The organism is Neohoeflea coraliihabitans (assembly GCF_019334345.1).
GTDB lineage: Bacteria > Pseudomonadota > Alphaproteobacteria > Rhizobiales > Rhizobiaceae > Pseudohoeflea > Pseudohoeflea coraliihabitans.
In genome coordinates this window covers 102,918-120,521 of record NZ_JAHWQX010000004.1, presented here as the reverse complement: position 1 = coordinate 120,521, position 17,604 = coordinate 102,918, and the positions used below count along the sequence as shown (strand labels likewise).

Annotated in this window: 18 protein-coding genes; all 18 read right to left on the bottom strand. The window is 67.4% G+C overall.

Going from position 1 to position 17,604, the window contains the following annotated elements; translation table 11 throughout:
* Positions 1-53 precede the first annotated feature (53 nt).
* The gene (locus tag KY465_RS15460; protein WP_219203004.1) at positions 54-1,580 is read right to left on the bottom strand and encodes a Do family serine endopeptidase; all 1,527 of its coding nucleotides are present in this window, start codon (positions 1,578-1,580) and stop codon (positions 54-56) included.
* Between the two features lie 170 nt (positions 1,581-1,750).
* Complete coding sequence (locus KY465_RS15455) at positions 1,751-2,245, bottom strand: cytochrome c-type biogenesis protein (protein ID WP_219203003.1); 495 nt, start codon at positions 2,243-2,245, stop codon at positions 1,751-1,753.
* Positions 2,242-4,242: a heme lyase CcmF/NrfE family subunit gene (locus KY465_RS15450; protein ID WP_219203002.1), complete on the bottom strand. Its 2,001-nt coding sequence runs from the start codon at positions 4,240-4,242 to the stop codon at positions 2,242-2,244. The genes KY465_RS15455 and KY465_RS15450 overlap by 4 nt, the downstream gene beginning before the upstream one ends.
* Positions 4,243-4,297: 55 nt before the next feature.
* Positions 4,298-4,822, bottom strand: coding sequence for a cytochrome c maturation protein CcmE (ccmE, locus tag KY465_RS15445; RefSeq protein WP_219203001.1), 525 nt, complete (start codon positions 4,820-4,822; stop codon positions 4,298-4,300).
* On the bottom strand, positions 4,819-6,393 hold the full coding sequence (gene ccmI / locus KY465_RS15440) for a c-type cytochrome biogenesis protein CcmI (protein ID WP_219203000.1): 1,575 nt from the start codon (positions 6,391-6,393) through the stop codon (positions 4,819-4,821). Before ccmI ends, ccmE begins: the two co-directional genes overlap by 4 nt.
* A 152-nt stretch (positions 6,394-6,545) precedes the next feature.
* Positions 6,546-7,082: an RT0821/Lpp0805 family surface protein gene (locus KY465_RS15435; RefSeq protein WP_255561746.1), complete on the bottom strand. Its 537-nt coding sequence runs from the start codon at positions 7,080-7,082 to the stop codon at positions 6,546-6,548.
* Between the two features lie 150 nt (positions 7,083-7,232).
* The gene (locus KY465_RS15430) at positions 7,233-8,657 is read right to left on the bottom strand and encodes a sensor histidine kinase (protein ID WP_219202999.1); all 1,425 of its coding nucleotides are present in this window, start codon (positions 8,655-8,657) and stop codon (positions 7,233-7,235) included.
* Positions 8,654-9,334, bottom strand: coding sequence for a response regulator transcription factor (locus tag KY465_RS15425; RefSeq protein WP_219202998.1), 681 nt, complete (start codon positions 9,332-9,334; stop codon positions 8,654-8,656). Before KY465_RS15425 ends, KY465_RS15430 begins: the two co-directional genes overlap by 4 nt.
* A gap of 60 nt (positions 9,335-9,394) precedes the next feature.
* Positions 9,395-9,646, bottom strand: a complete 252-nt coding sequence (locus KY465_RS15420; RefSeq protein ID WP_219202997.1) for a hypothetical protein — start codon at positions 9,644-9,646, stop codon at positions 9,395-9,397.
* Between the two features lie 180 nt (positions 9,647-9,826).
* Positions 9,827-10,036 (bottom strand): hypothetical protein, encoded by a 210-nt coding sequence (locus KY465_RS15415; protein WP_219202996.1) that lies wholly within the window; start codon positions 10,034-10,036, stop codon positions 9,827-9,829.
* Positions 10,037-10,083: 47 nt separating this feature from the next.
* Positions 10,084-13,941, bottom strand: coding sequence for a baseplate multidomain protein megatron (locus KY465_RS15410; RefSeq protein ID WP_219202995.1), 3,858 nt, complete (start codon positions 13,939-13,941; stop codon positions 10,084-10,086).
* 3 nt (positions 13,942-13,944) lie between these two features.
* Positions 13,945-14,415, bottom strand: coding sequence for an NlpC/P60 family protein (locus KY465_RS15405; RefSeq protein WP_219202994.1), 471 nt, complete (start codon positions 14,413-14,415; stop codon positions 13,945-13,947).
* The gene (locus KY465_RS15400; RefSeq protein WP_219202993.1) at positions 14,390-15,280 is read right to left on the bottom strand and encodes a DUF2163 domain-containing protein; all 891 of its coding nucleotides are present in this window, start codon (positions 15,278-15,280) and stop codon (positions 14,390-14,392) included. Before KY465_RS15400 ends, KY465_RS15405 begins: the two co-directional genes overlap by 26 nt.
* Positions 15,277-15,918: a DUF2460 domain-containing protein gene (locus tag KY465_RS15395; protein ID WP_219202992.1), complete on the bottom strand. Its 642-nt coding sequence runs from the start codon at positions 15,916-15,918 to the stop codon at positions 15,277-15,279. The genes KY465_RS15400 and KY465_RS15395 overlap by 4 nt, the downstream gene beginning before the upstream one ends.
* Before the next feature lie 63 nt (positions 15,919-15,981).
* Positions 15,982-16,599 (bottom strand): phage tail tape measure protein, encoded by a 618-nt coding sequence (locus tag KY465_RS15390; RefSeq protein ID WP_219202991.1) that lies wholly within the window; start codon positions 16,597-16,599, stop codon positions 15,982-15,984.
* A complete protein-coding gene (locus tag KY465_RS15385) occupies positions 16,589-16,813 on the bottom strand; it encodes a phage tail assembly chaperone (RefSeq protein WP_219202990.1) in 225 nt (74 codons plus the stop codon). The genes KY465_RS15390 and KY465_RS15385 overlap by 11 nt, the downstream gene beginning before the upstream one ends.
* Positions 16,810-17,196, bottom strand: coding sequence for a gene transfer agent family protein (locus KY465_RS15380; RefSeq protein ID WP_219202989.1), 387 nt, complete (start codon positions 17,194-17,196; stop codon positions 16,810-16,812). Before KY465_RS15380 ends, KY465_RS15385 begins: the two co-directional genes overlap by 4 nt.
* Positions 17,196-17,603: a phage major tail protein, TP901-1 family gene (locus KY465_RS15375; RefSeq protein WP_219202988.1), complete on the bottom strand. Its 408-nt coding sequence runs from the start codon at positions 17,601-17,603 to the stop codon at positions 17,196-17,198. The genes KY465_RS15380 and KY465_RS15375 overlap by 1 nt, the downstream gene beginning before the upstream one ends.
* Between the last annotated feature and the right edge of the window lies 1 nt (position 17,604).

Sequence of the window (17,604 nt, the reverse complement as noted above, 5' to 3'; positions counted from 1 at the left end):
GACGCCACATGCCTCTGGCCGCGCCTGTCGCGCCGGCGACCGTGGGCGGTGCGTCAGCCCTGTTCGATCGGCAGGGCGACGAAGCGCGAGCGGCTTTCGTTCTCGACCTGGAACAGCGCAGCCTTGCGCCCTTCCTTGGCGGCTTCGTCGATGATTGCCACAACCTCTTTGGCGCTGGTCGCCTCCCGGTTGTTGACAGACAGGATGACGTCACCGGCGCGCAGGCCGCGTTCGTCAGCTGCGCTGTCGGCCGCCACATCGGTGATGACCAGACCCTTGCCATCCTCGTTGGGGATGACGGTCAGGCCGAAGGCGTCGAGCGTTGCGGTGGCTGCGGCCGGCGCGTCTTCCGCCGGGTCATCGGCATCCGGCGAAAGGGCCGCCGTTTCCATCGGCAGGCTGCCGAGGGTGACGGACTTCTCGACACTCTTGCCATCCCGCCACAGGGTGATCTCGACGGTCTCGCCCGGCTCGATGGCGGCGATCTTCTTGGCCAGTTCACGCGGGCCCTCGACCGTCTCGCCATTGACGGCGGTGACGACGTCACCGGCTTCGATGCCGGCCTTGCCAGCCGGGGCATCGGGCTGCGGCGCGGTTACCAGGGCGCCTTCGGCCTCGGCAAGACCAAGCGATTCGGCGATGTCGTCGGTGACCGGCTGGATCTGTACGCCGAGCCAGCCGCGGTCGACGGTGCCGTCATCGATGAGGTCGCGCACGACGGCCTTGGCGGTGGAGGCGGGAATCGCGAAGGCGATGCCGACATTGCCGCCCGACGGCGAGAAGATGGCGGTGTTGACGCCGATCACCTTGCCGCTGAGATCGAAGGTCGGGCCACCGGAATTGCCCTTGTTGACGGCCGCATCGACCTGGATGAAATCATCGTAGGGGCCAGCGCCGATGTCACGGCCGCGCGCCGAAACGATGCCGGCGGTCACGGAGCCGCCAAGGCCGAAGGGGTTGCCCACGGCGACCACCCAGTCGCCGACGCGGACGCGGCTGTCGTCGGACCAGTCGACATAGACGAATTCGCGCGCTTCCTCGACCTTGAGAACGGCGAGATCGGTGCGCGGATCCTTGCCGACCAGCTTGGCGTCGAGCTCGGTGCCGTCATCCATGATCACCTGAAAGGCACTGCCGCCGTCAACGACGTGGTTATTGGTGACCAGGTAACCGTCTTCCGAGATGAAGAAGCCGGAGCCCTGGCTGACCGGACGGGCGCGGCCACGGCGCTCGGGGCGCGGTCCTGGCGCGCGCTCGCCGAACTGGCGATCGAACTGGTCAAAGAAGCGCTTCATCGGATGGTCGTCGGGCAGATCCTCGAGACCGCGTCCGTTGAAGGAGAAGGTCTCGTCGCCGACCGGCTTGACGTTGGAGGTCACCCTGACCGAGACGACGGCGGGCGAGACGGCTTCAACCACATCGGCAAAGCTCGGAGCCTGCGGCGCCTCGACGGAGACAGCATCGGCAAGGGCGGTGCTGGTCTGCACCGGCGTGCCGATCGACAGCATTGTGGCGGCAAAACCGGCAATGGCGGTGGTGGCCAGCAGGCGATGGGTCTTGAGGGGAGATTTGTCTGACATTAAGCGTCTTCCTCTTTCGCATGAATTCGGAGTCGGAGCCCTCCCTTCGAAAAAGGGAGAGGCCCGGCGTTGCAAAGAGAGATAGCGCCTGTCGGTTTACGGCAACCTTTCCGCCACATTAAAGCTTGGTAAGGTTCGCCGCGAAGCTGCCACAGTTCGATCCGTTGGGGTCAGCGCTTGCCGGTCAGCCGGGCAATTTCCGCCTCCTCGGCGGCATCAAGACGCGGTGGCGCGGCGACCGCCTGGCGCGAGCGGCCGGCGAGAACGAGGACGGCGATACCGATCAGCAGAAGAAGGATCGGCGCGGTCCACAAAAGGGCGGTGCGCAGGGACAGCCGCGGCTTGAGGAGCACGAATTCACCGTAGCGCGAGACGACATAGTCATAGACCTCGCTGTCGGAATCGCCGGCGCTGAGGCGCTCGCGCACCAGAAGGCGCAGATCGCGCGCCAGATCGGCATCGGAATCATCGATCGACTGATTCTGGCACACCAGGCAGCGCAGTTCGGCGGAAATGGCCCGTGCCCGGGCTTCCAGCTGCGGATCGGCAAGAACCTCGTCGGGGTTGACCGCCAGAGCCGGGGTCAGCGCGGAAAACAGCAGCACTGCCGCCAGCGCCAGCGCGGCAAACCCCTGTCCCAGCCTGCTGGCGAAGGCGGCGTTCATGATGGCGCTCCGGCGCCGGCAAGGGTGTCGGCGGGCACCGGCTTGCGGCGGCGATTTGGCGCCCCGACGCGCAGACGGCGATCGGACAGCGACAGGCCGCCGCCGATGACCATCAGCACCGCGCCGTACCAGATCAGCGTCACCCAGGCCTTCCACCAGACGCGCACCACCAGCTTGCCATTGGCTTCCGGGTCGCCGAGGGAAATGTAGAGCTGGCTGGCGCCGAAGGTGAGAATGCCGGCCTCGGTGGTCGGCATCTGGCGGGCCGGATAAAAGCGCTTGGAACTCTCGGTGCGCGCCACCTCGGCGCCGCCGCGCGAGATGATGAAGGCGCCGGACTGGGCGGTGTAATTCGGGCCCTGGACATCGCTCAGTCCCTCGAAGCGGACGCTGTAGCCGCCCGCCTCAATCGTGTCGCCGGGATTCATCGCCGTCACGGTTTCGGTGGAGTAGACGCTGGCGGCAACGACACCGATCACCATGACCCCGACGCCGGCATGGGCGAAGACCGTGCCAAAGGCCGAGCGCGGCAGACCCTTGGCGCGCGCCCAGACGGTGGCCAGCGGCAGGCGGCCAAAGCCGGACCGATAGGCAAGATCGCTCAGAGCGCCGCCGATGACGAAGACGCCGAGCGCGATGCCGGCGGCGGCGAGCACCGGGCCGTCGGTGGTGAAGGCGGCGACGATGAGACCGATGAGAACGGCAACGCCGGCCGCCATGTAGAGGCGCTGCGCGGCGCCGGCCAGATCGCCGCGTTTCCACGCCAGCAGCGGGCCGAACGGCACGGCGCAGACCAGCGGGATCATCAGCGGGCCGAAGGTCAGATTGAAGAACGGCGCGCCGACGGAGATCTTGCTGCCGGTGGTCGCTTCCAGCACCAGCGGATAGAGCGTGCCGACCAGGACGGTGGCGGCGGCGGTGGTCAGAAACAGATTGTTGAGCACCAGGGCGCCCTCGCGCGAGATCGGCGCGAAAAGGCCACCGGCCTTCAGGGTGGCGGCGCGCAGGCCGAACAGGGCAAAGGCGCCGCCGATGAACAGCACGAGAATGCCGAGAATGAAGACGCCGCGCGTCGGATCGGACGCAAAGGAGTGCACCGAGGTGAGAACGCCGGAGCGCACGAGGAACGTGCCGAGAAGCGAGAAGGAGAAGGTCAGGATGGCCAGCAGCACCGTCCAGATCTTCAGGGCCTCGCGCTTTTCCATCACCAGCGCCGAATGCAGCAGCGCCGTGCCGACGAGCCAGGGCATGAAGGAGGCATTCTCGACCGGATCCCAGAACCACCAGCCGCCCCAGCCGAGTTCGTAATAGGCCCAGTAGGAGCCCATGGCGATACCGGCGGTCAGGAAGCTCCAGGCCATCAGCGTCCAGGGCCGCACCCAGCGGGCCCAGGCGGCGTCAATGCGGCCTTCGATCAAGGCGGCAAGCGCAAAGGAGAAGGAGATCGAGAAGCCGACATAGCCGACATAGAGCATCGGCGGGTGGATGGCGAGACCGATGTCCTGCAGGATCGGGTTGAGATCGTTGCCCTCGGCGGGGGCCGGGCTGACGCGCAGAAAGGGGTTGGAGGTCAAGAGAATGAACAGCAGGAAGGCGGCGGTGATCCATGCCTGCACGGCCAGCACATTGGCGCGCAACGTGGCCGGCAGATTGCCGCCGAACAGAGCCACCAGCGCCGAGAACAGGGCGAGGATCGACACCCACAGGAGCATCGAGCCCTCATGGTTGCCCCACACACCGGTGATCTTGAACAACAGCGGCTTTCGCGAATGCGAGTTCTCGACGACGTTCAGCAGCGAGAAGTCGGAGACGACATAGGCATAGACCAGGGTGAGAAAGGAGAAAATGATCAGCACGAAGGCCGCCTGCGCCGCCATGCCGCCCACGGCCATCATCGCCGCGTCGTGGCGGCGCGCTCCGAGCAGGGGCACGACGGCCTGCAACAGGGTCGTGGCAAGCGCCAGGATCAGTGCGAAATGGCCCAGTTCGGTGATCATCGCGTTTCGCTTCCCTCTTGCCGCGCCCTTGTTCGTGAGGCTGGTCTCTGATCCGTCAGTAGGCGGGGGCCTTGGTCGCCGTCCCGCCAGCCGCCTCTTTCGCTGCCTCCCTGGCTGCCGGGCCGGTGGGCGGCAGCTCCGCATCGCCTTCTTTCCACACGCCCTGCGCTTTCAAGGCGTCGGCGACTTCCTTGGGCATGTATTTCTCATCATGCTTGGCGAGCACCGTGTCGGCCATGAAGATGTTGGACGCCGGGTCGTACACGCCTTCGGTCACCACCCCCTGCCCTTCGCGGAACAGGTCGGGCAGGATGCCGACATAGCGCACGCGCACCGTCTCGCTGGTGTCGGTGACCGCAAAGGTCACGCTCGCGTCATCACCGCGCTCGATCGAGCCGTCTTCGACAAGGCCGCCAAGCCGCACACGCGTGCCCGGCGCCACCGTGCCGGCGCGCACATCGCTCGGCGAGGAGAAGAAGACGATCTGATCCTGCAGCGCGGTCAGCACCAGGCCGGCGGCCAGGGCCAGGAACAGCGCGCCGGCGCCGATGACGGCAAGACGTTTCTGCTTGCGGTTCACTGCGCTGACTCCTCGCTGGCTTGCAGAGACAATTCCGTGGCGAGCTGGTCGATGGCAGCGCGGGCTTCATCACCTTGCGGGAAGGCGGCGCGGGCCCGCACCAGCGCTGCGGCGGCGCTCTGGCGGTCGCCGAGCACCGTGTAGGAGCGGATCAGACGCAGCCAGCCGGGAAGGTTGTCCGGCGCCTCGGTCAGTTTCGCATCGAGCGAGGCCACCATGCCGCGGATCATCTCGGCGCGGTCGGATGCCGTCATGTCGCGGGCGCTGGCAATGGCGGCAGCATCGGGATTGCCGAGCGCCGCGGCCGGTGGCTGCTTGCCCGCATCCGGGAGCAGGAACGGACCGGAGGCGACGGGCGTGCCAGCCGTGCCGGTGGCCGGAGTTGCCGCCCCGGGCTCGGGCGCAATCATCGTCACGCCACTGATCCGGGCCCCGGCTTCAAGGCCGAGCTGGGCGGCAAGTTCGGCGAGCTGTATCGCCGGCTGCCCGGTCGGGAAGGTCGAGCCGGCACGGGTGAGCGCCTGCTGCGCCTCATCGCGCTCGCCCATTGCCGCATGCGAGCGCACCAGCATCAGCCAGCTTTCGAGATCTTCAGGCTGGCGTTCGAGGCGGGTCTTGAGCGTCGCCAGCATGGAGGCCAGCATCTCGTCGCGCGCCTCGACGGTGACGGCGCCGAGGGCGCTGGCCAGAGCGTCGGCATTCATGCCGCGGCCCTCTACGGCTTCGAGGGCGGCCAGCTGGTTGCGCACGGTCGGCAGCCACGGGGCGTTTTCGGGCGAGCGCCGGATCAGGCTCTCAAACTGGGCGCGAGAGACGTCGATGCGGCCCTCCTGGGCGCTGGCCAGAGCGAGAAAATAGGCCGGGCGCGGATCGTCGGGGTCGAGTTCGCGGGCGCTCTGGAAGGCCAGTTGCGCCTCCTCGGTGACAATGCCGCCGGAGCCGCTCACCAGCGCTTCGCCCAGCCCCGCCTGGCGGCCGGCGGACGGTCCCAGCAAGGCAATGGCGCGCCGGAACGCGGTGGCGGCATCATCGAGACGGCCGGTGCGCAGGTAGATCGGCGCCAGCACCTCCCAGCCGCGGCCATCGTCCGGATTGGCTTTCAGATGCCGCTCGGCATTGGCAACAAGAACAGCAATGTCAGTCTGTTCCGGGGCGGCATTCATGCGCGCCGCCAGGGGCTGCTGCGACAGGCCGGGCGAGCCGAGATAGAGATAGGCCGGCAGGGCAGCGAGCGGAATGAACAGCACGATGGCGAGCGTCACCGGGCGCGCCAGGGCGTTGCGGCGGCGCGGTGATGACGGCCCGTTCTCCCCGTGCGGCTGCGGCTGATCGCGGCGGGCGGCTGTCAGCAGTCGCCGGCCGATCTCGGCACGCGCCGTCTCCGCCTGCGCGGGCGCCAGATGTCCGCTTTCGCGATCGCGCTCGATCTCCGCCAGCTGATCGCGATAGACCTCGATGTCATGGGCTTCAGGCGGCGGAGCCGAAACGGCGGCGCGGCGGCCACGAAGCGGCCACAGCACGGCCGCGATGGCGGCGAAAGTCAGTAAAGCAGCAAGTATCCAGAACAGCATCAGGTCTCATTATCCGAGCGGTTCAACCTTGCCAACCGCAATCGATGTCTCGCATCCGCCTTGGGACGATTGGTCGCGAAGCGGGCCGCTTCCGGTAGCTGTCGAGGCCCCGGTCGAGACCCCCCCCCCGACGCAGTGCCCGGCGATGCCATTCAGCTCAAAGGTGTCCAGCTGCCATCGGCATTGCGGCAGGCGGCGCCCTGCCCCGTGACCGGCTGGCCGGCGATCGTGGCGGTGTGCGTGTATTGCCGGCAATTCTGCTGGCCGACCTGGTAGGGGGTGGCGGCGGTGACGCTGCCGCTGGCGCGCCCGTCGAAACTCGTCCATTTCACCGGCAGACCGCCCGGGGCCGATTCCAGCGCCTTGTATTCGGCTTCCAGTGTGCGCAGGCGATCCTGGCTGGTCAGCGAAGCAACGGCGGTCGATGGCAGGATGCCGCCGTTCAGGGCGGCGAGCAAGGCATTCGAGCCGGCCGGAGAGGCCGCCGGTTGCGGCTTGGCATAGGACAGCGGTGTGAAAGAGGAGCTTGAAGACTGGCAGGCCGCCAGCACAAATGTGGCGGCAATCAGCGCACCGCCTGCAGCCAGACGCCGAGCCAAGCGTGGGCCCCTGTGGCGGCGTGAACCGGCATGACCGGTCAGCATGTGGTGACGGTGGTCAGGCCGGGCAATCCGTTCGGCTGCTCTCATGTCATACTCCCGCGGGTGCTCATACGCCCCAGTGTTCGGGGCCCATGGCATCGATCCTGCGCATTCCCATGCGGGACGGCTGTGGCGGCAATATGACGTGGCGGGGCTGATCAGGCAATGACCGAGCCGGCCCGGCGCGCGGATTGGCGATCACGTTTCCGCGAAGACGCCGGGCAGGACGAGGCGTGCGGAAAGACCACCGGCAGCGGCGGTTTCGAGGCTGAACCTGCCGCCATACTCGCCGGCGATCTCGGCGACAATGGCAAGTCCAAGGCCGGTGCCCGGGCGGGATTCATCGAGGCGGGCGCCGCGGCGCAGCGCTTCGGCCCGCTGCTCGGGGGCGATGCCGGGGCCGTCATCGTCAATCCAGACGGCGAGAAACGGCCGCTGTCGCATCGCCTGCTCCGCGGCCGCTGCCGCTTCGGCGTCCGGCGCTGATGCGGGGCGCAAGCGGATCGTCACCTTCGACCGGGCAAAGCGCGCGGCGTTTTCCAGCAGGTTGCCGAGCATTTCCTCGAAATCCTGCTGCTCGACGGCAAGCGTGGCCGCCTGTCCCTGCGCGGTTGTGATATCGGTGGAAAAATCGAGGTGCGGATTGAGCTTGGACATGACGCGCAGCATGCGGGCCACGGCCTTCTCGGCATCGGTCCGGGCGAGCACGCTGCCGCGACCGGCCGCAATGCGGGCGCGATCGAGATAGGTCTGGACCTGGGCGCGCATCGCATCGAGCTGCGTGACGAGCAGCTTCTGCTGCGCCGGTGGCAGATTGCGGCTTTCGTTGAGCAATACGGCAATCGGCGTCTTGAGCGAATGCGCCAGGTTGCCCACCTGCTTGCGGGCCCGGTCGACCAGCCGCGCATTGGATTCGATCAGCGCGTTGATCTCGGCGGCCAGCGGTTCGATCTCGCGCGGAAAAGTGCCGGTCAGCCGGGTTTCCTCGCCATTGCGGATGCGCCCGAGCGCCAGACGGGCGCGATCGAGCGGCCGCAGGCCGATGAGGATGGCCACGGCGTTGAGAAGCAGGCTGCCGAAGGCGAACAGTCCAAGCGAGAGAAACAGGCTGGCGTTGAAGGTATCGATGTCGGCCTTGAGCACATCGCGGTTGCCCGCCACCCGGAAGCGGGCGACACCGGCGTCCAGCTCGACCTCCGTTTCAATGACCTCGATCTCGTTGCCGGCGGCATCGGTGAGAAGATAGCTGCGCTGATAGCGCTCATCAAAGGGCACGGCGTCGGTCGAAGGCACGGCGAGATCGAGCCCGCTCAAGGATGGCGAAGCGAGGCGTCCGGTGGTTGCGGCCGGCGTTTCGATCGGCTCGACAAGCCAGTACCAGCCGCTTTCGGGCTGCGCGAAGGCCAGGTCTCCGAGTTCCGGACTGCCGGCCAGCTGGCCCGGCCGCTGCATCGAGACGGCGTTGATGACGCCATTGAGCTGGGCGCGCAGCAGGCCGGTGAAATTGCGTTCGCTGGCCTGGCGGTAGAGGGTCGAAATGACAAGAGCAATGGTCAGGATGGCGATGCCGGACCAGAGGCTGGCAAACAGCAGGACGCGCCCGGTGAGAGAGCGCAGGATCATCCGTTTGCAGCGCTGCTGTCTCCGGCAGCGAGCCGGTAGCCGAGGCCACGCACGGTTTCGATGAGATCGTTGCCGATCTTCTTGCGCAGACGCCCGACAAAAACTTCGATGGTGTTGGAATCGCGATCAAAATCCTGATCGTACATATGCTCGATCAGCTCGGTGCGGGAGACGACTTCGCCCTGGTGGTGCATCAGGTAGGACAAGAGGCGATATTCATGCGAGGTCAGCTTGAGAGCGGTGCCGTTGATGCTGGCCTTCGAGGCCTTGGTGTCGAGGCTGAGCGGGCCGCAGACGATCTCGGCGCTGGCATGGCCGGTGGTGCGGCGGATCAGGGCGCGGATGCGGGCCAGCACTTCCTCGACGTGAAACGGCTTGGTGACATAGTCATCGGCACCGGCGTCGATGCCGGCGACCTTGTCGGACCAGCGATCGCGGGCGGTCAGGATCAGCACCGGCATGACGCGGCCGTCGGCGCGCCATCGCTCCAGCACGGTGATGCCGTCGAGCTCTGGCAGCCCGATGTCGAGAATCACCGCATCATAAGGCTCGGTGTCGCCGAGAAAATGGCCCTCCTCGCCATCGAAGGCGCGGTCAATGACGTAGCCCTGTTCCTCCAGCGCCTCGCAGAGCTGGCGGTTGAGGTTTTCGTCATCTTCGATCACCAGGATGCGCACAGTCAGTCTCTCCGCTTGGTCGCCGGGCGTGTCAGTTAACAGCCGGCAGGCTAGCCGAAATCAGAGCGGAACGGAAACCGTGACTTTCTTCGGGCGGGCCTTGTCGGTGCCGGGAATCAGCACGGTGATCTCGCAGACGGTCTGGCCGCCGCGATTGGTGGGCGTTGCGGAAAGAAGCTGTCCGCCGGTCTGGCCGACAACGCGCGCGGCCGCCTGGGCGCAATCGCCCGCCGCCAGCGCCGGCGAAGCGGCGATCGGGGAAACGCTCAATGCTGCGCCCAAAAGCAGCGATGTCCAGGTCAAAGTGGTCATTTCAGGCCCCATTTTCGCCCGCAAGGCGGGCAGTCTCGATTTGCTGAGCCTGTTCTAGACGATGGTGCCTGAACGGCAAATGAATAAGCGAAAAATCATCGCGCCTTAAGATGCGGACGGGCCGGAACGCCTGCTCCGGCCCCTTTTATCGCGAGTGCCGCCGTTTATCCGCAACATTGCCTAGCGCGTGATGCGGTCGGTGGCCGAAACCCGGCCGACCAGCGACAGAATGCCGCCAAGGGCACCTGCCGCCGTTGTTGCGAGGGTCGTCAGCATCTGCTGGTCGGCGGTCTCGATCGGGGCGCCGGCGAGCGCGGCGGCCATGCTGAACAGGGTGATGATCGAGCCCCAGACGGTCTTCGAGCGGTACCAGGCCTTTGTGTCATACATCGTTTCTTCCTTCCTTTGATGATGGGTTCACTGAAAAGCTGCCGTCTTCACGGCACAAAAAGCGTCGCGGTGCGCGGCACGCCCCAGGGCAACCAAGTGCCGGCCTGGCTGACGCGGACCGTCAGTGTCGTCTGCGGCGCGCCGAAATCGGCGATCTCGTCGGCAGCGGGATACAGCCATGCGGTCTCTGTGACCTGCGCCTCGCGCAGCACCGTACTGCCATCGAGCACCTCGACGCGGTAGCCCTCGAGGTCCTCGCCAAGGCCGATCTCGCTGGCCAGCCAGCTGTCGGCGGCGGTTCGGGACCGGCGGATCCATGTGAATGCGATGCCGTCCGTGCTGCGCGCGGCGCGCAGATGCACGGGCGAAAGCGGTGTGCGGGCCCTCAGGCCGCCGGCGAAGGCAACGGGGTCGGTGGCGCTCTCGCCGCTCAGGCCGACCGGTTCGAGGATGAAGTTGCGTTCAAGTCCCGCCTCGCCGGCGGCGATCGCCAGGGACACCAGCGCCTCATCGAGCAGCACCGTCGCGGCACCGGCGGCGGCGCCGGCGGTCATGGCATCGTCGGTGCCCGACTGGCCGCGCAACAGCGACGTCAGTTGCCAGCGGCCGGCGGCGATCTCCTCGGCCTGCTCGAACTGGATGATCTCCCAGGCGCCGTTGCCGGCCGCGACCGCCAGCACATTGCCGCCGTCAAGCACCTCCTGGCGCGACAGGCTGTCAAAGCCGCCATAGTCGAGGTCGATGATAAGCGACGCGGCGCGATCAAAACGGCCCTCGATCTGTCCGGGCGGCAGGTCGGCGGCGAGGCGTCCGGTATGCGCCGGTGCCTCGATGCGGGCGCGCTGGCGGTAGCCTTCATTGCCGGAGGCGGCGGCAAGGATGGCAGCCCGCCAGGGCACCACGCTCGCCCCGGCTACCGCCCAGGCGCCCTCATCACTGCCCTCGAGCAGCGGCAGATCGGCGAACAGCACGGTCGGGGCATAACCGCTATCGAATGCGGTGGTGCCGCGCGACGGGGCCGTGACAAGGGGCTCGTAAGGCCGGATCGCCGCATGTCCGGTCAGGGTCAGGCGGCGGCTGGCCCCATCCTCGATACGGGTGACTCGGAACAGGCCGGACGGCGCATCCTCGAACAGTGGCTGCACGAGATCGCCCGGCTCGACATCGACGCGTCCCGGCGGCAGGGCGCAGTGCAACTCGCGGCGCGCCGCCCAGCGGTCCTTCAGCCAGCCATCGATGACACGCGCTGCCACCCCCGTGTCGAGCGCCACGGCGGGTTCGAGGGCGGCGACGCGCGGATCGCCGGTGGCCAGACGCCGGGAGCGGACACTGGCGGTCTCGTGATCATTGAGCGGATCGGCAAAGCGGATCATCGCCTCGGCCGGCAGTTCGGCGTCCGGCCGGCGCACGAGATCAAAGCGCGGCGCATCGGCAGGATCGACAACGACAGAGATCTGGTGCGGCTCCTGCGCCAGCTTCAGCCGCGAGACGAAGTGCAGACCGTCGGCGCCCTCATGCATGTCGATGGCAAAAGCGTCGAGCAGCGGTTCTAGGATCTGGCGCGGCGAGACGAGGCCGGTGATAAGATGCCCGGAGACCGCGCCGCTGACATTGGTGACATCGAAACGCGAAAAGCCGGCTGCCGCAAGAATGGCGGCGATCACATCGGCGAGATCGGCGCCGCCGAGGCGGCCGTTGAGCCAGTGGCCGGTGCGCCAGTTGGCATGGTCGGCCCAGACCATCTGGCTCGTTGGAAACACCGGAAATGGCCTTGCATCCCAGGTCCAGACGAACAGGCGATCGCGGGCCACCATGTCGTCGGCATTCGCGGCACCATTCCAATAGTCGAAATGGGCATTGAGAAAGGCGCGCTGCACGGCGTCGTCGCGCGCCGACGTCGAGCCCGAAGGAACAGTTCCCTCCGACGACTGGCCGTCAGGAAAAACATTCGGCTCGACGGCGCCCTTGTCGACGGCCGGACAACCCAGTTCGCTAAACCAGATCGGCTTGGAAGCCGGCACCCATGCGGTCGGTTCGCTGGCCTCGATCCCGGCGGTGCGGTCGTAATGCAGGCTCTGCCACCAGCCGCGCAGATCCTTGGCGCGGTAGACCCAGGGCTTGCCGGCCGATCCGTCGATGATCGGGGTGCGCAGGCGCGCTTGGCGGTCGGCGGGGCTCTGGTAGTACCAGTCATAGCCCTCGCCGGCGGCAATTGCGCTGGCCATGGCGAGACGATCGCCGGCATGGCGCTCGCCATCGGGATTGCCGGTTTCCAGGTCGCCGTCGCGCCAGTCGGACAGCGGCATGTAATTGTCGATGGCGATGGCGCCTATCGCCGCATGCGACCACAGCGGATCGAGATTGAAGAAGAAATCGCCGCTGCCATCGTCGGGGGCATAGCCGTTGTATTCGCTCCAGTCGGCGCCATAGGTCAGCGTCGTCGATGCTCCGAGCAGCGCCGCCACGTCAGCCGCCAGATCCGTCAGGGCATCGACGAAGGGGAAGGCGCCGGTGTCATCACGCAGCCGTGTCAGGCCTTTCAGTTCCGAGCCGAGCAGAAATCCGTCCACACCGCCGGCGGCCAGGGCCAGGCCGGCGTGATGCAGGATCATGCGGCGATAGCCCCAGTCGCCGCCAGTCCAATTCACCGTCGAGCCCGAAACGACAATATCTGCCGCGTCGGTCTCTCCGCAGAAGGCGACGATTTCGGCAGCGATGGCGGCGGTCTTGTCGGGGGAACCCACCCGGCCGGGCGCCGGTTCGGTGGTGATGCGGCCGCGCCAGGGCAAGGCGGGTTGTTCGCTGGCGCCCTGGGGATCGGGCAGGCCATTGCCGGCGACGATATCCATTAGAACGAAGGGATAGAGCACCACTTTCAGGCCGCGCGCCTTGAGATCGGTGATGGCTTCGATGACCGCCGCGTCGGCCGGCGTGCCACCATAGACGGGACTGCCGTCGATGCGGCTGATCAGCCGCGCCGTGTCGCGATCGGCATTTCCGACGCGCCAGGGGCGGCTCTCGGAATTGCGCGTGCGCTCCTCGATCCCGGGCATCAAACGACACTCACGAGCGCGCAGATCATCGCCGAACCAGGCGCAGACCAGCGCCACGCTTTTCAGATTCGGGCAGAGTGCCTGCAATTCATCGATCGAAACTGCCCAGTCGGTGCCGATCTGGCGAGTATGGCGGTTGAGATAGGTGCGGGCGCCCTGGCCGCGCAGTTCCGAGATCGGCGTCAGGGCGTAGCCGTGTTCGGTGGCGCCGGGAATGACGGTGACCGCCTCGATGCGGTTTTCCAGTTCGCCGATCGGCCGGATGACCTCGAAATTCAGCACCGGAATGCGGTTGCCGAAACCGTCGAGCGGCAGGCGTTCGAACACCACATAGGCGAGACCACGCCAAGCGGGTACGGCGCCCGCCCCCTGTTTGGCTTCAATCAGCGGATCGGGCATCTGCGTGTCCTCTCCGGTGTGGACGCGCATCTCGATGGCCGCCAGATCGAGTTCGCGCCCGTCGGCCCAGACACGACGGACCGAGGCGATCGGCCCCTCGCAGAGACCCATGGCGAAACTGCCGAAATAGCTTGAGGTCTGGGTCTTGCCGCCCGAGCCGGCCTTGCCGCCGCTGCGCTCGACGGTCACCACCTCCTCGAACCGGGTGGCCCAGATCAAGGCGCCTGCGACGCGGGCCGTTCCGTGCACGCGCGGAATAGCGCTGCCCTCCTCGGCTGACGGGATGCGCGCCCCCGACAGGCCGGCGCGTTTGACGGTCTTGCCGCCGCCCAGCAGCGCGTTGTCAACCAGATTGCCGGCCAGCGCGCCGGCCGCCTGGCCAAGGGCCGCGCCGAGCGGGCCGAGCATGCCGCCGAGCGCCGCACCGGCCGCCTGCAGAAGAATGACGGCCATGGTTCAGTCCCTTGTCCTGGCAATGCGAAAGGTGCCGACGATGCGCCGGGCCCAGCTCGGGGTCAGCGGCGATTCGATGACACCGGCCGGTTCATAGGCGTGGATGAAGCGCCGGGCGGGCGACAGGATGCCGGCATGCTTGGCGGCGGAACCGGCCTGCCAGCGAAAGATGACAATGTCGCCGGGCAGCGCCGCGCCGCATGGCAGGGGCGCGCCGCAATAGTGCCGCGCCGCGTCGAGCAGACGCTCTTCGTGGCAGCGTTCCGCCCAGTCGCGGGCATAGGGCGCCGGCAGTGGGATGATGCGCCCGGTCGCCTCGGTGAACACGCCGCGCACCAGGCCGAGACAATCGGCGCCGACCCCCTTGTGCGACGCCTGGTGGCGGTAAGGGGTGCCGATCCATTGGCGGGCCAGCGCGACAATCGCTGCGCCACACGCCACCGCGTCGTCACAGGACAATCGGCCGGCCGTCATGCACACTGTCCTCGTCGGCATAGCCATAGGCAAAGTCGCTGCCCGGCATGAAGGGAAACCCCTGAAAGTTTAGGAGATTATCGAATTTGTCGCGACAGGTTTCGCGGCGCTTGTCGCAGCCGGCATGGATGGTGAAGGCATCGCCCGGCATTGGCCGCATCTCGCTCGCCGACCACAGGGTCAGGGTGGCGACGCCCGCCTCCAGGCGATGATCCGAAAGCGCGAATTCGAGGCCTGCGAGCGCGCCGCTGACAAATGTGATGCGGCCATTGGAGAACCAGCCATCGGCGAATGCGCCAAGGTCGGCAGAGGTCAGGACATCATCCCCGACGGCGGCGAGAACGCTGGCGGTCGCGCCGAAGCCGGCCTGCTCAAGGTCAAAGCGGCAGCGGCCATCGCCGAGCACGGCGTCGCAGTGGCGCGCATAGATGCGACCCTGGACCTGATCGAGGCGGGCGGCAAGGCTGCGCAGTTCGGCGCGGAAAGCCAGGGGGCCGGCGCGCACCTCACCCAGTTCCCGCGTCGAAAGCAGAATATGGTCTTCCGGCGCCTGCCAGTTGACCAGGAAGGTCTCGACCAAGGCACCGTCATAGCGTCCAGCCAGGAGGTCGTCGCGGGTGATCGCCTCGGCGGAAAACGCGCCGAGCACGTCGCTCGCGTCGGCAGACAGGCCCAGCGCCGTCTCCACCTCGCTGCCGTCAAAGCCGGTGGCGGCGCGAAACAGCGTGGCATCGAAGGCGAGATCGCGGTCATGTTCGGAAAAGCCGAGCACCAGGCCGTCGCGGCGGGTCAGGCGCCAGGCGTGGCAGGTGGTGGTGGCAGCGCCGGCGAGATGGTCGGCGAGCGGTTGCGGCACGAGCTTCACGGGCGGATCTCCCTGAGCGGCACGCTCGGCACCGATCCGGCGCGGAAGGCGGCGAGATTGACTTCGATGCGGTCGGCGTCAAAACGCACCGGCGTGTCGAACAGATAACCCGCCGTCACCACGGCCCCGCTGGGCGGGATTGCCGCCGGCTCGATGCTGATCAGGCCACGCGTCGCGTCGACCGCGAACAGGGAAGGATCGAGCGGTGTTGCATCGATGGCGACGAGCACCGTGCCGTCCACCGGCTTTTCGATCAGCCGGCTGGTGGCGCCACCGGCGTCGGCATAGGTCTTGTGCAGCTGAAACAGCGCCGTCACACCATCGCCGGTGCCGATCATCTGGTCGCCGGCAGCCGGCGCGTCTTGCGGGGCGGCGCTCGAATGGTCGAGCGGATCGCGAAAGCGGAAGCCGTGCAATTGCCCGCGCCGCGCCTCGAAGAACGCCACCAGGGCATAGAGATCGTCGAGCGAACGCAGCCCCGTGCCAACGTCATAGCGGCGCCGCGCGTCGGCCCAGCGGGAGTTGCGTGCCTCACCGCCATTGGACAGGGCGACGATGTCGGTGCGGCGGGTCGGCCCTCCGGTGGCGCCGAGCGCCAGTCGCAGCGGCAGGCTGACCTCGTGAAAATCCTCTGGCATCGGTGTTTATCTTCCTCGTCTGGTCTCGGCCCGTTCATTGCGCATCGGCCGCAGGGACCGTGGTCACAACAGGCGGTTGCCGCGGGCGACGGAGCGGGCCAGCATGGCGCTGATCTGTGCTTCCGAGCGGCGAAAGCTTTCGGCATCGGGCGTGGTGATGTTGAAGGTGACATTGACCGCGTCGCCCTGCCCGCCGGGGGCTGCCACGCCAAGGCGGCCGTCGCTGCCGCGCCTGAGCGGCAGGATCGCCTCGCTGCCGGCCTCGCCCATCAGGCCGGTCTCGCCGCCCGCCATCGGGAAGAAGGTCGGCGCATCGACCACCCCGCCTTCGGCAAAGGGGGTCAGCGGTCCCGGCACGCCGCCCTCGGCAAAGGGCATGATCCTGCCGAGGCCCGAGGTGAGAGACGAGGTCAGGCCAGAGGTCAGATTTGCCGTCAGGCCGGAGGCCGCCTGGGAGACCAGATCCTTGAGTGGCGCCAGGCCGGCATCGAGCGCGATGCCGGACATGGTGCGGCCAAGCGATTTGAGGACATCGTCAAGCGTGCGGCCCTCGATGATTGCCGATTTCAGGGCGCTGGTGATTGCCGCACCGAAGCGGTCGGCGCGCGCCTCGAGTTCTCCAAGCCCACGTTCCACCGCTTCAAGATCATAGTCCGGCCACCGGCTCTCGTCATCGGCCATCAGGGTCTCCATCGGGATAGGTCTGCAGAAGTTTCTCGAGATCGACGCGACTGAGCGGCGCGGCCTTCGCAACCGAAATGCTGCCGGTCAGCGCCAGGAATTCCGGGTAACTCAGGGCCCAGAACTCCTTCGGCGCGAGGCGCAGCCGCCCGAGCCCGAAAGCAATCATTGCCCGCCATGGCAGGGTGTTCGCATGCGAATTGCCGGGCATCATGGCGCAGGCCCCGGCCGATCCTGCGCTGGTGCCGCGTGTTCTGGGGCCGCCTCGCCGTCCGGTGCAAAGGTGGCGATCAGCAGCCGCGCCGCAATGCGCGCCATTTCCGGCACGCCGCCCTCGATCCTGAGCTCGGACACTTCCGCGTCGGTGATGACATTGCCGCCGCCGCGCAGTCCGGCGCCGAAGATGCGGATCAGGTCCTCGGCCGAAAAGCGGGTTTCGGACAGGCGCCGGGCCAGGCCGGCGAGACCTGTCCCGTCACTGGCGCTTTCAAGTTCCGCCAGGGCGCCGAGCGTCAGGCACAGAATGCGCGTCTCGCCGTCGATGCGCGCCGTGATCTCGCCGCGCAGGCGGTTGGGCAGCGGTCCGCGGGCGCTCATCACAGCGCCCCGAAGGACAATTCGCCCGCCGATTCCAGGGCGATGTCGAAGCTGACCTCGCCATCGTGGCGGCCGCCATATTCCAGCGCGACGATCTGGAAGGATCCGCTGATGGTGCCGAAATCGGGCACGATCACCTGCCAATTGCGGATCTCGCCGTCAAAGAACACGGTCTGCACCAGCGCATCGCTCTCGCCGTCCTTGAACAGGCCGCTGCCCGAGAGCGCGGCGCGGCGCACGCCGGCGCCGGCCAGCAATTGCCGCCAGCGTCCGGCGGATTCAGCGTCGGTGACATCGACCGCGGCGGCGTTGAATGCCAGCCGGCGTGTGCGCAGGCCGGCGACCGTGACATAGCTGCCGGCATTCTCGATCTTGAGCAGCAGATCCTTGCCTTTCTGGGCACTCATG